Below are 14,396 nucleotides of genomic sequence, written 5' to 3'. Positions count from 1 at the left end.
GGATTTTTTTCGCTTGAAAAAACGCTTCTTGAGAATGCTCGGCAAGCTCGGAATGACGTTCCAGTGGCCTATTTTCGCTTTTATGAAACGCAGCTTTTGGTATGGGTTTGGGGCGCTGCTGCTGGCCGGGCCGGCGCAGGCCCAATCGTTAACGGGTGCCTGGCAGGGGGTAGAAGACCCCGGCGCGGCGCGCTACTACCCCTCGGTGCTGCGGGTGCAGCGCGGGGCGGGCGAGGAGCTGTTCGGCATTCTTTACGAGCAGATTGGCGACGAGCCCAGCATCACGGTCACGTTTCAGATGGAAGGCCCGCGCACGGCCGGCGGCTTGCGGCTGCGCCACGTGCGCAAGCTGGATGAAACCGGCCGCACATCCTCCAGCTATTGGTGCGGCGATGGCGAAATCACGTTTACCTACCATGCCAAGGAGGAAAAGCTGACCGGCCACGCCACCTATGCGCCGCACGGCGACTGTGACACGGGCGAGTTTACGTTTTACCGCGTCAGGCTGAAGTCGGCGGCCACGGTGCGGGCGGGCGCCCTGAGCACGCTGCGCGTATCGGGCCGCGACGTGCGCTGGTTTGCCGACGCCGAGCTGAAACGGCCCGTGGCCACCGGCAACACCTACCCCACCCGACTGCGCCGGACCACCACCTTTTACCTCACCCAGGGCTACTACCCCACCCCGGAGAGCCCGGTAGTGCCCATCACTATTCAGGTGGCAGGCACCCAGCCGGCGGCCCGCCCCGCGCCCGTAGCGGCGGCCCCGCTGCCCGCGCCGCGCCCGGCTCTTACTGATTCGGCCCTGCGCCCGGCCCCGCCCGCGGCCAGCGCGCCCGCCCCGGCCCCTACCCCCACCCCGGCGCCCGTTGTGCTGCCCACGGTGCTGTTTAAGAAGGGCGAGGCCGAATTATTGCCCGAGGCCAGCCCGGCCCTTGAGGAGCTGGCGGCCACGCTGCGGGCTCGGCCGGGCCTGCGTCTGCGCGTGGCCGGCCACACCGACCGCGTGGGCGAGCCGGGCAAAAACCAGGTGCTCTCGGAACAGCGCGCCACTGCCGTGAAGGAGTATCTGGTGAAAGCCGGCATCGGCCCCGAGCGCCTCGACACCGCGGGCTACGGCGACACGCGCCCGCTCTACCCCTCGCCCGACGTGCGCAACCGGCGCGTGGAGGTGAGCGAAATTCCGTAAGCCGCGCCCGGCAGCCCGGCTTTATCTTTGCCGGCCACACTCGCTGCATGACGCTTCCCCACATTTTTACGCTTCCTACCCACGGCGCGGCCGCCGAGGGCTGGCTCACGGTGGCCGAATCAGCTAGCCTGCCCTTTGCCGTGAAGCGCGCCTACTGGATTACGGCGGTGCCCGACGGGCAGGCGCGCGGCCGCCATACCCACCGCACGCTGGAGCAGGTGTTTGTGGCCCTCAACGGCACGCTGCGCATCACGGTGGAGGCGCCCGGCTTTGCCCGCCACACTTTTGAGCTGAGCCACCCCGGCCAGGCGCTGTACGTGCCGCCCGGCTCGTGGCGCGAGGTGCAGTTCAGTCCCGGCGCGGTACTGCTGTGCCTGGCCTCGCAGGAGTACGACGAAGCCGACTACGTGTACTAAGCTGTTAGCCGTTAGCTTCTTTGTTAATGACCAGCAGCTCAGAAAAAAGGCTAATGGCTAATTGACCTGACAAGTTAGATTGGCATACAGTACCAGGAGTTTTTAGCCCGCAGAAGACGCAGAGGTTTGCGCAGAAGACGCAGAAGCAACTGGCTTCTCGTAGGCTAATTTAAAAAGCCAGTTCAGCTACTGGCTAACAGCTTAAAAAATAAGCCCAACAGGCCGGGCGGGCGGGTTTGGGCCAGCAGCTGGGCCAACTCGCGGGCTTCGGGCAGCTGGCGGCGGCGCAGGGCGTGGCGCAGCTCGTAGCGCAGGCGCACGCGCAGGGCGGCCAGCTCGGGTGCATTGCGGCACAGGGCCAGGGCTTTGTGGCAAATGCGGATGGTAGACGCCAGGTACGGGTCGCGGCGGCTGGTGACTTGGGCGCTTTTGCTGCGGGGGTGCTTGTGCTTGCGGGTCGTCACCTCCTCCTGGTAATGGAACTGCCAGTCGCGGCTGGCCCGCACCCAAAAATCGAAGTCCTCGTAGCTCAGCTCCTCATCGTAGCCGTTAAGGGCCAGCAAGGTAGCCCGGCGCACCAGCACCGTGGGCGCGCTGATGAAGTAGCGGGCCAGCACGTCGGCAAAGACCCAGCCCGAGGCCGGGCGCGGGCGCAGCTGGCCGGGGTGGCGCGGGTCGGGGCGCTGATGCAGGCCCAGGGATTGGCCGGTTTCGCTCAGCAGCTCGCAGTTGGAGTACACCACGCCGTAGCTAGGGGGTAGGGCCTCAAACAGCGCCACCTGCTGGCTGATGCGCCGGGGCAGTAGCTCGTCGTCGGTCGCAAAATCAATAATAAATTCGCCCTTGCTCTGGAAAAAGGCCCGGTTGAAGGCCCGGCAGTTGCCTACGTTCTCGGGCAGCAGCAGCAGGTGCCAGCCGGGGTACGCCTGGGCGTATTCGCGCAGAATGGCCGGGCTACCGTCGTGGCTGGCATCGTCCACGAGCCACACTTCCAGGTGGGGGTAGTCCTGCGCCAGAATGGAGTCCAGGGCCGTGCGCAGAAACCGGGCGTGGTTGTGGCAGAGGGCAATGATGGAAACGAGGGGTGGCATTATGCGGGCTTTTAGGTAGGATTGATTAGTGGCGAGCGGCGGGCGAGCGCGCCTTTTCGATAATACCACCCCACGTAGCCTATCAACAGCAGCCAGTAGTGGAGGGCGTAGGCATCTACTACCCCCGGCAGGCCTAGCCTGGGGACCAGCCCCATGAGCAGGCCGCTATAGAGCACCGACGCACCGGCTTGCACAGCCAGGTAGGGCCCCGGCCGGCCCCGCACCAGCAGGTTGTAATTAAACAGAGAGCCCAAAAACCTGGCCCAGTCGCCGAGCAGCTGCGGGGCCAGCAGCGGGGCGGCGGCGGCCAGGCGCGGGGCAAATAGCAAGCTTAGCAGTGGCCGGCGAACCACAAATAATAGTCCTAGCCCGAGCGCCAGCCCCACCGCCAGTAGCCCGGCTACCGAGTTCACGTAGCGGCGCTGCTCGGCGGGCTGGGGCGCGAGCGCCGCCAGCCGGGGATGGAAAACTGTGCCGAGCACCACCGCTACGACCATGCCATAGTTGCCCGAGAGCTTATCTACGGCCTGCCACAAGTCGGTGGCGGCCGGCGTGTAGTGCTTGATGAGGTAGGCCCGTAGCACGTAGCCGATGGCCTGCCCAAAAAGCTGCGTGCCCGCAGCCATCAGCACGAAGCGAAGCAGCCCACGCACCGCCACCTGGCTGGGCCAGCCCGGCCGCCAGCCCCGCAGCAAGCCCGCCCTAATCGCTAGCACCCAGGCCAGCCCAAATGAGAACCCTTGCCCCACCACATAGCCCAGCAGCACCCGGCCTATTGGCTGGCCCAGGACAAGCATCAGGCCGACCCCGCTTAGGCCTAGGGCGCCAATTGCCACGGCCAAGGCCACGTAGCCCCCGCGCCGACCCGCTACCAGTAGCGCCGCGCCGAGCAGCGACTGCCCGGTTACCAACAGCATAGCCAGACCAAAAATTACCGTTCGGCCCACTGGCCACTCCCCGCCCCCCAGGGCCCCTACCAGGAGGGCTCCTACCCCTACCAGCAGGCCGGTAAGCCAGGCGGCGGCCCCCAGCCAAACCCGATAGCGTGGCGCACCAGCGTGCAGGGGTGGCAGGTGAGTAGTTACGCCCACCTGCACCCCCGTGGCGGGCAGCGCCCCCACTAAGCCCATCAACGCTTGAAACCGGCCTAGCTGGGCCAGGCTACCCGGCCCGCCATACAGCACAATGATTTTATTAAGCAGCAAAGAGCCCACCGCCCGCGCCAGCAAGGCAGCGCTCGTGCCCAGCGAACCGCGCACAAACGCCCGCAGGTGCACGGCAGCACCACCGCGGGCAATTGAAGATGGTAGGAGCTTAAACAGAGAGCAGAAGATAGAAGCCAGTGGAAATCAGATGCTAGTTACAGGGCTTTATGCCAGGTTAGCTTTAAGCTGGCAACGCAGCCCAGGTGCCGCTTGAATTGCAGCAGCGAATCGTGCGGAACGCCTCCGGGCAGCGTAGAAATACCCAAATCAACCACGGACAGCTCATTGGCTTTAGCGAAGTCATGCAGGCCTTCGTTGAGCAGTACTACCGGGCTCACATCATTAGCCGCAAGGGGGCTAGCCTGGTAAAAATTATATAATACCCGCGCACTCACGCGGATAGCCAGGCTCATGGCCACCCACTCGCCGCTGGGGCGCCGCACCGAAAACAAAAAATGTTGCCGTGGAAAGGCCCGGAACAGCGCTTCGACCCGCGCCAACGGCAGCGATAATGGTTGCCCCCGCTCCTGCCGGCAGGCCGCAATAAATGCGTAAGCCGCCGGCAATAGCAGTGGTGGCTCCTGCTCCACCACTAGCCCTTGGCGGTAGCACTTGCGCAGGCGCTTGCGCTCGGAGCGGTGCAGGTGGGCCTCGTAGTCGCGCTGCGTGTCAAGGTAGTAGTTCTCCTCGGCCAGCACTACCTCATAGGTACGCTGGCGCAAGGCTTCGGCCAGCGTAGCCGCCCCGCTGTGGTCGTAGCAGAAAGGGTAGCCGCGCACCTCCAGCTGGCGCTGGCCGTGGCGGCGCAGCGTAGCTTCAACTGCGTCGAGCAGCAAGTGCAGGGCCGCTACGGGCAGGTCGGGTGCCAGCTGCACGCCGCCAAAGCTGGCTTGCCCTGGCGAGCGAGCCCGGCCAGAAGCGGCAAAATCCGGCACTACATAGAGTTGTGCTACCGTCTGGCCGGCTGCTTTGTCTTCCAGAAAAAACGCCAGCACCGGGTGGTTGTGCTGCTGCAAAGCTTGGTGCGCAGAGGTTAGAAAAAGCAACGGCTCAAAGGCCAGGGGTAGGCGCGGTGTGGCAGGCGGCTGGCCGGGCAGCGTTTCGGCACAATACACGCCCAGAGTGGCTAGCGGTAAGCTCAATACGGGGGACATTGCCAGCATACTTATAAAACGGAAGGACGAAGCCCCCAGCAAAGTACGGAACTACCAGCCCACTACCCCACCTTTGCAGGCAACTTCGGGTTCCCGCTTCGTACTCAGGCTTCCGTATGAATTCTCCTTTTTATCCCCCCTTGGCTACATCAGCTAGCTTAGAAGCCGCTGCCCTACCCCCCGACCCCGACCGTGAGGCCAGGCGCCAGGCGCTGTACGAGCACGTGGGCCAGCGGCCCGGCACGCTGCACGTGCAGCCCAATGCCCTCAAGCCCCGGCTCTTCCTAATGTCGTATGACGAAAATACTCACACGGAAGCTGAGTATACCGACCGCTACGACGAGCTGCTCAACTACCTGCGCGCCCACCCCGAGCTCAAGCACTGGATTGACGTGCGCGGCTACGGCGACCTCGACCTGATGGAGCGCATTATGCAGGAATTTGGCCTGCACCCGCTGCAAATGGAGGACGTGCTCGGCGACTACCAGCGGGCCAAGGTGGAGGTATTTGACGAAAACCGGCTGTTTCTGGTGTCGCGCATGACCGAGTTTACCGCCCAGCTTACGGTGCACGACGACCAGCTCTCCATCTTCACGGGGCCCAACTACGTGCTCTCGTTTCAGGACGACTACGACGACTGCCTGGAGGTGCTGCGCAACCGCATCCGGGCCAATTTCAGCCAGCTGCGGCGCAAGCCCGTGGGCTACCTGGCCTACGCCCTCACCGACGTAGTGCTTGACCACTACTACCCCACCATGGCCGCCATCGGCGACTACATTGAGGAGCTGGAGATGAGCATTTTCAGCGAGCAGCGCGAGCGGCGGCTGCTCAACCGCATTCTGCGCATCAAGAAGGACGTGGTGCGCTTCCGGCGGCTGGTGTACCCCGAGCGCGATAAGATGTCGGAGATTCTGCGCCTGCCCGAAGAAGTGGTGCCCGAAGAGCTGAAGGTCTTTTACCGCGATGCCTACGACCACGCCATTCAAGCCCTGGACCTGGCCGAAAGCTACCGCGACAACATCTCGTCGCTGGCCGACCTCTTCCTCTCGGACCAGAGTAACCGCATGAACGAGGTGATGAAGGTGCTTACCATTATCAGTTCCATCTTCATTCCGCTCAGCTTCGTGGTGGGCCTCTACGGCATGAATTTTCAGCACGAGGACACCCACGGCCACGTGCTGCCCCTCAACATGCCCGAGCTGTATTCACCGCTGGGCTACCCCATTTTGCTGGTGGTGCTCACGCTCATCGTGATGGGGCAGCTGTATTATTTCTGGCGGAAAGGCTGGCTGAGCCGCGACTGAGCCGCCGGGCCGGGCAATTTTTGAGCGGAGGTATAAGCTGGCATTCACGGCGGCTTCACTGGTAGCGCACGAACTTGAATAGCTATCTGTACTCCCCATGAAAACGCTGGTGCTGCTACCTAGCTTGTGTCTGCTTATACTGCTGCGACCTCCCGCCGGGTACAGCGCGCACCACCGGCACCACTACCGGGCAAGTAGCTGCCGGGTGCACGATAATTATCGGCTGCGGCTCCTGCCCTTGCGCGTGTTGCGCACGCCGGCCGTGGCCGAGCAGCGCCGGCTGGTGCGCGCAGTAAGTAGTAGCTGGCAGCCCGTTTCCCCAAATGAGCAATAGACTAAAGGCTCTTACTCATTTGGGGAAACTCAGACTAACCTACTGGCTTGCAGGGCCGTAATCCTCGCTTGCCATGGGTTGCGGGGGGGTAGCCGCCGGGGCACCGCTGGGCAGCGCCAGCTGCCAGGCCTGGGCCATTTCGCCAAGCGCTTGGTAGCTGGTGAGGTCAAACTGGCAGGGCACTACCGATACGTAGCCTTCGGCCAGGGCGGCCTCGTCGGTGTCGAGGCCACGGTCCTGGTTCACAAAATCGCCCAGCAGCCAGTAGTAGGGACGCTTGTAAGGGTCCTGGCGCTGCTCAAAGCTTTCCTGCCACTTGGCGCGGGCCTGGCGGGCCAGCCGGATACCCTGAATGGGGCCGGCCGCGTTCTTCGGGATATTCACGTTCAGGGCCGTGCCGGCCGGAATACCGTGGGCCAGCGCCTGGCGGCACACTTCCAGCACCCACGGGCCCACGTGTGAGAAGTCGGCCTCGTCGCCGTATTCGCAGAGCGAGAAGCCGATGGCCGGCAGCCCCTCAATGGCCGCCTCAATGGCCGCCGACATGGTGCCCGAGTACAGCACGTTCACCGACGAGTTGGAACCGTGGTTGATGCCCGACACTACGAGGTCGGGCCGGCGGTCTTTCAGGATGTAGTGCTTGGCGATTTTGACGCAGTCGGCCGGGGTGCCGGAGCAGGCGTAGGCCTCCACGTCGGGGCCGAAGCGGTCCGACTTATCGAGCCGTAGCGGGTGGCCGATGGTGATGGCGTGGCCCATGCCCGACTGCGGGCTGGCGGGCGCTACCACCACTACTTCAGCACCCAGCTCCCGCATGAGTTGCACCAAATGGGCAATGCCGGGGGCAATGAGACTATCGTCGTTGGAAATGAGGATGAGGGGACGGGTTGGCATGGGGAAATGTAGCGCGGACGTTGTAGTCCGCGAATGAACGATGGCGCTTACGCGAACGTGGACTACCAAGTCCACGCTACGGCTGCAAAGGTCGGTACATCCTCCCGACCTTCGCCCCCATGTTCTTCGCCCCGCTCCTGCTCGCCGCCGCGCTCATGCCCACTGCCCCTACCCCCCCGCCGGCGCTCACTACGCCCTTCGAGCGCGACCCGCAGCACAATACCACGGCCACCTACACCGAGTGCCTCGCGTTTTATAAAGACTTGGCCGCCGCCTACCCCACCACCATGCAGCTGCGCGCAGCCGGGCTCACCGATAGTGGCCAGCCCCTGCACGAAGTGGTGCTCTCGGCCGATGGCACCTTTGAGCCGGCCGCCAGCCGCGCCAAGGGCCGCCCCATTCTCTTTATCCAGAACGGCATTCACCCCGGCGAGCCCGAGGGCATCGATGCCAGCATGGCGCTAGCCCGCGACCTGCTGCGCGACAAGCAGCTCCTACCCCTGCTGCGGCAGGTGACGGTGGTCGTTATCCCGGCCTACAACATCGGCGGGATGCTGAACCGCAACTCCACCACGCGCGTGAACCAGAACGGCCCGCGCGAATACGGCTTCCGGGGCAATGCGCGCAACTTTGACCTGAACCGCGACTTCGTGAAGCAGGACTCGCGCAATGCGCGCTCGTTTGCGGCGCTGTTTCAGAAGTGGCGGCCCGAGGTATTTGTCGATACGCACACCTCCAACGGGGCTGATTACCAGTACACGATTACGCTCATTCCGACGCAGCCCGACAAGCTGGGGCCGGTGCTGGGCAAGTACCTGCAAACCCAGCTCCTACCCGCCCTCTACGCCGGCATGGCGAAGAAAAGCTGGCCCCTGACGCCCTACGTGGACTTTGCCGGCGAAACGCCTGAGAGCGGTCTGCGCGCCTTTCTGGAAAGTACGCGCTACTCCACGGGCTACGCGGCGCTGTTCAACAGCCTTGGCTTTATGCCCGAAACGCACATGCTCAAGGCCTTCGGCCCACGCGTGCGGGCCACCTACGACCTGCTGCTGACCTACGTGCAAACCATTGCCAACCAAGCTCCTACCCTCCTCGCCGCCCGCGCCGCGGCCGACCGGGCGCTGGCCACCCAAACGCAGTTTCCGCTGGCCTGGGCGCTGAACGAGCAGCCCAGCGGCACGGTGGAGTTTCGGGGCTACGAGGCCGGCCACAAGGCCAGCGGCGTGAGCGGCCAGCCGCGCCTCTACTACGACCGCAGCCGGCCCTACGTGCGGCCCGTGCCGTTCTACAACGCGGCCCACGCCGTGGCCAGCGCCGCCGCGCCGGTAGCCTACGCCATTCCGGCGGCCTGGGGCGAGGTGCTGGATAACCTGCGCCGCAACGGCGTGGTGCTGCGCAAGCTGCCGCAGCCCCTCACCGGCCCGGCCGAAGCCTATACCATCGAAGACTATAAAACCAGCCCCAAGCCCTACGAAGGCCACTACCTGCATTCCCAAATCAAACTAGCAACCCGAACCCAAAAATCCGAAACCCTACCCCCCGGCACCTACCTGGCCGTGCTGGCTGAGCAGGGCGCCGCCGCCCGCTACCTCATAGAAGCGCTGGAGCCGCAGGCCACCGACTCGTTTTTCGCCTGGGGTTTTTTTGACAGCATTTTGCAGCAAAAGGAGCATTACTCCGACTATGTGTTTGAGGACTTAGCGGCTGCTTATCTGACCCAAAACCCCGACGTGCGCCAGCAGCTGGACGCCGCCAAAAAAACCGACCCGGCCCTGGCCGCCAGCGGCCCCGCCCAACTGGAATGGGTGTATCAGCACTCGCCCTACGCCGAGCCCGGCTACCGCCGCTACCCGGTACTGCGCTGGATGAGCGCTGTGCCGAGATAAGGCCTACCCCTACGCAAAACGGCCATTCTGCCCAGAGAATGGCCGTTTTTACAGGTGCTCAAACCTAACCCAAGATGGCCACCGGCAGCAACTCGGTGAAGCTGCTGAGGAAGCGGCGCAGCTCTTCGGGCACGTGCACCACCAGGCTGAAGGGGCTGATGCGGCCGGGCTGCCGGGCCAGCGACAGGTAGCCGGTGGTGGTGCGCAAATCGTGGGTGGCAGTGGCCACGAAGCCCATGCGCCAGTCGGGAAACATGCGGCCCTTTGCCGGGCCTTCGTGCAGCACGAAGGCGTGCTTGTGGCGCGCATCGCGCGCAATGCGCTCGTAGAGGGCGTCAATCTCATCGCGCGGGCCTTCCAACACCTGCACAAATTCTTTGGTATCGGCGGCGTAGAGCAGCAGGCCGGTGAGGCGGCGGTTCTGGTTGTAGGCGCGGGCCTGGCGCAGCAGCTCAGCCAGCTCCTCAGGCGGCAGGCCATCGCCCGTGGCCAGGCTGTGGTAGATAATCTGGTACAGCGGCTGAGGGGCAAGCATACTAGCGACAAACTTGATAAAATTCGCCTCTTATACGCGCCCGCACCCCCAAACAGTTCAGTTGGCTGCCGGGTTTGTATGCTACTGACTTTGGATAAACCGCCCACCGCTCAGCTTAAGCACAAGGCTTTTGGCTTTGGGCTTGCGGCGGTAGCCCTGGTCCTTCAGGCGCAGTTCATCGTCACTAATTTCCTTGTTGCGAGTCTGGTCAATGCGCAGCACCTGCCGACTTGCGTCGAGCTTCATATCGACATTACAGAGGCTGAGCGAAGAGCTTTTGCCAAAAAACGCATTATCGGTCAGCAAGTAGTTGCCCTTCAGCTCCACCACGTAGGCCTGGCTCACGTCGCATTGGCCGTCGCCTTTCTCCATGCCCAGCAACAAGTAAAGTGCCCGGCCAGGGCTGGCGAGCGGGTGGATTTCATAAAACGCGCACTCCTCGCCCACGGCGTAGGCAAAGAGCTGTCCCACCGCGTTTTTCCACTGCAACACGGGCTTGTGGATGGTGCCCCGCGTGCCCCCCGAGGAAAGCGCGTACGTAAATACCTTGAGGTGAGCCGCATCTGCCGCCTCAGCCGACAGTTCCACCCCGAGGCTTTTGGCCCCGGTCGCCGACACTTCGTGGGCTTTGAGGTAGGTCACCAGCTGGCGGGCCGTGGTTGTAGTCAACTTGTCGAAGTCGTCGCTCTCACCCTCAGTGCCCCCCTCGATAATGGTGAAGTTTTTCTTCAGCTCGGCCGCCGTAGGGGCTGGGCTGATTGCCTGCTGGGCTGTGGCCTTGGTGGCCAAGCAGCCCAGCAGCATAAGACAGCATACAGTTTTCTTCATGAAGCAAAGGAAGCTACGCACCGGGCCCGCTCGCCACGTATTATCACTAAAAGAAAAAGGCTACCCGGTCAGGATAGCCTTTTTGGGATAATACAGACGGCTAGTTTACGCCGCCACATCGGGCTTCATGGCTTGCAAAATGTCGTGGCCCAGCTTGTCGCGCTTGGTAGTTAAGTACGACTGGTTGTGCTGGTTGGGCGCAATTTCGATGGGCACAGTTTCGACCACTTCCAGGCCGTAGCCGAGCAGGCCGGTGCGCTTCTTGGGGTTGTTGGTGAGCAGGCGCATCTGCCGGATGCCCAAGTCGCGGATGATGGCCGCGCCCACGCCGTAGTCGCGCTCATCGCCTTTAAAGCCCAGGTCCTCGTTGGCCTGCACGGTGTCGCGGCCGGCTTCCTGCAACTTATAGGCTTTCAGCTTATTAAGCAGGCCAATGCCCCTACCCTCCTGGTTCATGTAGACGATAACGCCGCGGCCCTCGCGGTCAATCTGCTCCATGGCCTGGTGCAGCTGGGGGCCGCAGTCGCAGCGGCACGAGCCGAAGATATCGCCGGTCACGCACGACGAGTGCACGCGTATCAGCACCGGCTCGGGGCCCGAGACATCGCCCTTCACCAGGGCCAGGTGCTGGGCGCCGTTCGAGCGCTGGGTGTAGGCGTAGAGGTCAAAGTCGCCGTGGGTGGTGGGCATCTTCACCGTGATTTCGCGCTGAATGAGGCTCTCCTGCGCCAGGCGGTACTTGATGAGGTCCTGCACCGAAATCAGCTTCAGGCCCCACTGCTCGGCCACTTTGCGCAGGTCGGGCAGGCGGGCCATCTCGCCGTCTTCTTTGAGAATCTCAACCAGCACGCCGGCCGGCTCAAAGCCCGCCAGGCGGGCCAGGTCCACGGCCGCCTCGGTGTGGCCGGCGCGGCGCAGCACGCCTTCCTTGCGGGCTTTCAGCGGGAAAATGTGGCCCGGCTTGCCCAGGTCATCGGGTTTTGTGGCCGGGTCGACGAGGGCCAGGATGGTCTTGGAGCGGTCGGAGGCCGAGATGCCGGTGGTCACGCCGTTGGTGAGCAGGTCAACGCTCACCGTGAAGGGGGTAGCGTGCAGGGCCGTGTTGCGGCCCACCATCAGGTCGAGGCCCAGTTCCTCGCAGCGCTCGGCCGTGATGGGCGCGCACACCAGCCCGCGCCCGTGGGTGGCCATAAAGTTGATAACCTCGGGCGTGGCCGAGCGGGCGGCACAAATAAAGTCGCCTTCGTTTTCGCGGTCCTCATCGTCAACGACGATGATGACTTTGCCGGCGCGAATAGCTTCGATGGCGGATTCTATGGAGTCAAGCATGGTATTCTGTTAAGAAAATCTACCTCGAACGTCATGCTGAGCTTGCCGAAACATCTCGCCGGGGGTAGTAATGCAACGATGCGAGCGAGATGCTTCGGCAGGCTCAGCATGACGTTCTTTTAATTAGGTTATCTACACTAACAATTATTCAGAAACAAGTTCTCCAACTGCGCCGTGACGGCGGCCCAATCGTAGGTTTCGGCCACAAAGGTGCGGCCGGCGGCGGCGAGGCGGGCGGCCCCGGCGGGGTCGGCCAGCAGGTCGGCCAGCGCATCGGCCAGGGCCGGGGCACTGTCGGCTACCAGCAGGTGCTGGCCGGGCGTGCCGCCCAGGGCATTGTGGGCGAGGGGGGTAGTAACGCAGGGCAGCTGCATGGCCATGGCCTCCAATAACTTGTTTTGCAGACCAGTACCCACACGCATGGGCGCCACAAACACCCGCGCCCCGGCGTAGGCAGTGCGGATGTCGGGCAGCCAGCCGCTGACCCCTACCCCCGGCCGGCGGGCCAGCGCTAGCACGCGGGGCGTGGGCGTGGTGCCGGCCACCAGCAGGCTGGCGCTGGGGTGGCGGCGCTGCACGAGGGGCAGAATTTCTTCGGCCAGCCAGCAGGCGGCGTCCACGTTGGGGTGGTAGCCCATGTTGCCGCAAAAGAGCAGGTCGTGGGGTTTGGGGGCGTTGAGCTGGGGCTGAAAGTGGGTGAAGTCGATACCGTTGGAGACAATGGTAATGGCCTCGTTTTGCGGGTGCGCGATGAGCTGGCGGTCCTGGTCGCTGATGATGGTGTGGTGCCCAAACCAGCCCCAGGCCGCCGCCTCGTAGGCGGCCAGGCGGCGGGCCTCCAGGGCCAGCACGGGGCGCTGCCAGGCGGGCGCGGTGGCCACCCGCCGCGCCACGCCGGCCGAGAACACGTCCATGTAGTCGAGCGTCATCGGCACGCGGCCGGCGTGGGTGCGCAGGTACTCGGCCATGCGAATGAGCTGGCAGTACACGTGGTCGGGCCGAAAGTCGGCCAACAGCTTATCGACCAGGCGCTGGGCGGCGGCTTCATAGAAATAGCCCACTTGCAGGGGCCGGCCGGCCGTGGCCAGCGCCCGCACCAGGCCCCTACCCCGCCCCAGCCGGCCCAGGCGGTGCAGGTGCAGGCCACCGCGGCACAGCGGGCGCACGGCCGCCAGCCCGGCCGCGCTCACGGGCTCGTCGCTAAGGGCCAGCAGGCACACGTCGTGGCCCCGCCCGGCCAGGTAGCGCAGCTGGTGGTAGGCCCGCAGCTTGTCGCCTTTGTCGAGGGGGTAGGGAAAGCGGGACAGTAGCACCAACAACTTCATTCGCCCGCAAAGGTAAAGTATAGGGTAAGCTTCAGCTTGCCGTTATAGGACTTCCCCAGCTTGCCCCCGAAAACCTAAAGCTTACCGCACATTTGCTGCCTGGCAAGCTAAAGCTTACCCTACACTACTCTGCTTTACCTTTGGCGCCGGCTGCCTGCCTTTTTGAGGCGTTCGTGATGAAAGAGTTTCTTAAAAAAATAGTCAAAAGCCTGCCCTTCGCTTTCACCCAGAACCAGCGCTACGACCACCAGACGCAGCAAGTGCTGCGGCGGGTGCTGGGGCCGCAGTCCAACTGCGTGGATGTGGGCTGCCACAAGGGCGAGGTGCTGGAGCAGATGCTACGCTACGCGCCGCAGGGCCAGCACGTTGGATTCGAGCCCATTCCGGTTCTTTACCAGCAGTTGACCGTCAAATTTGCCCACCGGCCCAACTGCCACTTCTACCAAATGGGGCTGGGCGCGACGCCGGGCGAAGTGTCGTTTAACTACGTGGTGAGCAACCCGGCCTACAGCGGCTTCGTGAAGCGCAGCTACGACCGGCCCAACGAGCAGGATACGCTCATTACGGTGCAGCGGGCGCGGCTCGACGACGTGCTACCCCCCGGCACGCGCATCGACCTGATAAAAATTGACGTGGAAGGCGGCGAGCTGCAAGTGCTGCAAGGCGCTCAGGCGCTGCTGGCGGCCAACCGGCCGGTCATCATTTTCGAGCACGGCATTGGCGGTTCGGACCACTACGGCACGCGGCCCGAGCAGGTGTACGACCTGCTGTGCGGCCCGGCCATCGGCCTACGCATCTCCACGATGGCGCGCTGGCTGGCGGGCCAGCCGCAACTCAGCCGCGCCGAGCTGGTGCAACAGTTTGAGCAGAAGCTGAATTATTATTTCATCGCCTACCCCGCGCAGTAGC

General features: G+C 63.9%; 14 protein-coding genes. 6 read left to right on the top strand and 8 right to left on the bottom strand.

Translation table 11 applies throughout. From position 1 onward, the window contains the following. Positions 1-82 precede the first annotated feature (82 nt). Positions 83-1,186 carry an OmpA family protein gene (locus E4631_RS23625; protein ID WP_166648097.1) on the top strand — a complete coding sequence of 368 codons (1,104 nt, stop codon included), beginning with the start codon at positions 83-85 and terminating at the stop codon, positions 1,184-1,186. A 47-nt stretch (positions 1,187-1,233) separates the two neighbouring features. Next, positions 1,234-1,602, top strand: a complete 369-nt coding sequence (locus E4631_RS23620) for an FdtA/QdtA family cupin domain-containing protein (protein WP_133657744.1) — start codon at positions 1,234-1,236, stop codon at positions 1,600-1,602. Between the two features lie 182 nt (positions 1,603-1,784). Here the strand turns inward: E4631_RS23620 and E4631_RS23615 are convergent, their stop codons facing one another. The 3 genes from E4631_RS23615 to E4631_RS23605 form a co-directional block, all read right to left on the bottom strand. Continuing rightward, positions 1,785-2,693 (bottom strand): glycosyltransferase family A protein, encoded by a 909-nt coding sequence (locus E4631_RS23615; protein WP_133657745.1) that lies wholly within the window; start codon positions 2,691-2,693, stop codon positions 1,785-1,787. A gap of 11 nt (positions 2,694-2,704) precedes the next feature. Continuing rightward, positions 2,705-3,970 (bottom strand): hypothetical protein, encoded by a 1,266-nt coding sequence (locus tag E4631_RS23610; protein ID WP_205704301.1) that lies wholly within the window; start codon positions 3,968-3,970, stop codon positions 2,705-2,707. A gap of 83 nt (positions 3,971-4,053) precedes the next feature. Then, positions 4,054-5,040, bottom strand: coding sequence for a GNAT family N-acetyltransferase (locus tag E4631_RS23605; RefSeq protein ID WP_167797043.1), 987 nt, complete (start codon positions 5,038-5,040; stop codon positions 4,054-4,056). A 152-nt stretch (positions 5,041-5,192) separates the two neighbouring features. Between E4631_RS23605 and corA the strand changes: the two genes are divergently transcribed. Beyond that, positions 5,193-6,356 (top strand): magnesium/cobalt transporter CorA, encoded by a 1,164-nt coding sequence (corA, locus tag E4631_RS23600; protein ID WP_240735206.1) that lies wholly within the window; start codon positions 5,193-5,195, stop codon positions 6,354-6,356. 97 nt (positions 6,357-6,453) lie between these two features. Then, a complete protein-coding gene (locus tag E4631_RS23595) occupies positions 6,454-6,690 on the top strand; it encodes a hypothetical protein (RefSeq protein WP_133657749.1) in 237 nt (78 codons plus the stop codon). Positions 6,691-6,729: 39 nt separating this feature from the next. Here E4631_RS23595 and surE read toward each other — a convergent pair whose 3' ends face one another. Then, a complete protein-coding gene (gene surE / locus E4631_RS23590; protein WP_133657750.1) occupies positions 6,730-7,584 on the bottom strand; it encodes a 5'/3'-nucleotidase SurE in 855 nt (284 codons plus the stop codon). A gap of 119 nt (positions 7,585-7,703) precedes the next feature. On the opposite strand from surE, the gene E4631_RS23585 reads away from it, so the two are divergent. Beyond that, positions 7,704-9,470, top strand: a complete 1,767-nt coding sequence (locus E4631_RS23585; protein WP_133657751.1) for a M14 family zinc carboxypeptidase — start codon at positions 7,704-7,706, stop codon at positions 9,468-9,470. Between the two features lie 64 nt (positions 9,471-9,534). On the opposite strand, the gene E4631_RS23580 is transcribed toward E4631_RS23585, so the two are convergent. From E4631_RS23580 to E4631_RS23565, 4 genes are all read right to left on the bottom strand, one after another. Continuing rightward, a complete protein-coding gene (locus tag E4631_RS23580; RefSeq protein ID WP_133657752.1) occupies positions 9,535-10,005 on the bottom strand; it encodes a BLUF domain-containing protein in 471 nt (156 codons plus the stop codon). An 81-nt stretch (positions 10,006-10,086) separates the two neighbouring features. After that, positions 10,087-10,833 carry a hypothetical protein gene (locus E4631_RS23575; RefSeq protein WP_133657753.1) on the bottom strand — a complete coding sequence of 249 codons (747 nt, stop codon included), beginning with the start codon at positions 10,831-10,833 and terminating at the stop codon, positions 10,087-10,089. A gap of 105 nt (positions 10,834-10,938) precedes the next feature. Continuing rightward, positions 10,939-12,162 carry a bifunctional 3,4-dihydroxy-2-butanone-4-phosphate synthase/GTP cyclohydrolase II gene (locus E4631_RS23570; protein ID WP_133657754.1) on the bottom strand — a complete coding sequence of 408 codons (1,224 nt, stop codon included), beginning with the start codon at positions 12,160-12,162 and terminating at the stop codon, positions 10,939-10,941. A 137-nt stretch (positions 12,163-12,299) separates the two neighbouring features. Beyond that, positions 12,300-13,487 carry a glycosyltransferase gene (locus E4631_RS23565; protein WP_133657755.1) on the bottom strand — a complete coding sequence of 396 codons (1,188 nt, stop codon included), beginning with the start codon at positions 13,485-13,487 and terminating at the stop codon, positions 12,300-12,302. Between the two features lie 176 nt (positions 13,488-13,663). Here E4631_RS23565 and E4631_RS23560 point away from each other — a divergent pair, with 176 nt between their 5' ends. Then, on the top strand, positions 13,664-14,395 hold the full coding sequence (locus E4631_RS23560) for an FkbM family methyltransferase (protein ID WP_133657756.1): 732 nt from the start codon (positions 13,664-13,666) through the stop codon (positions 14,393-14,395). Position 14,396: the final 1 nt, after the last annotated feature.

Origin of the sequence: Hymenobacter sp. UV11 (assembly GCF_004684095.1) — a bacterium.
Taxonomy (GTDB): Bacteria; Bacteroidota; Bacteroidia; order Cytophagales; family Hymenobacteraceae; genus Hymenobacter.
This window is presented reverse-complemented; position numbering and strand designations above follow the sequence as displayed.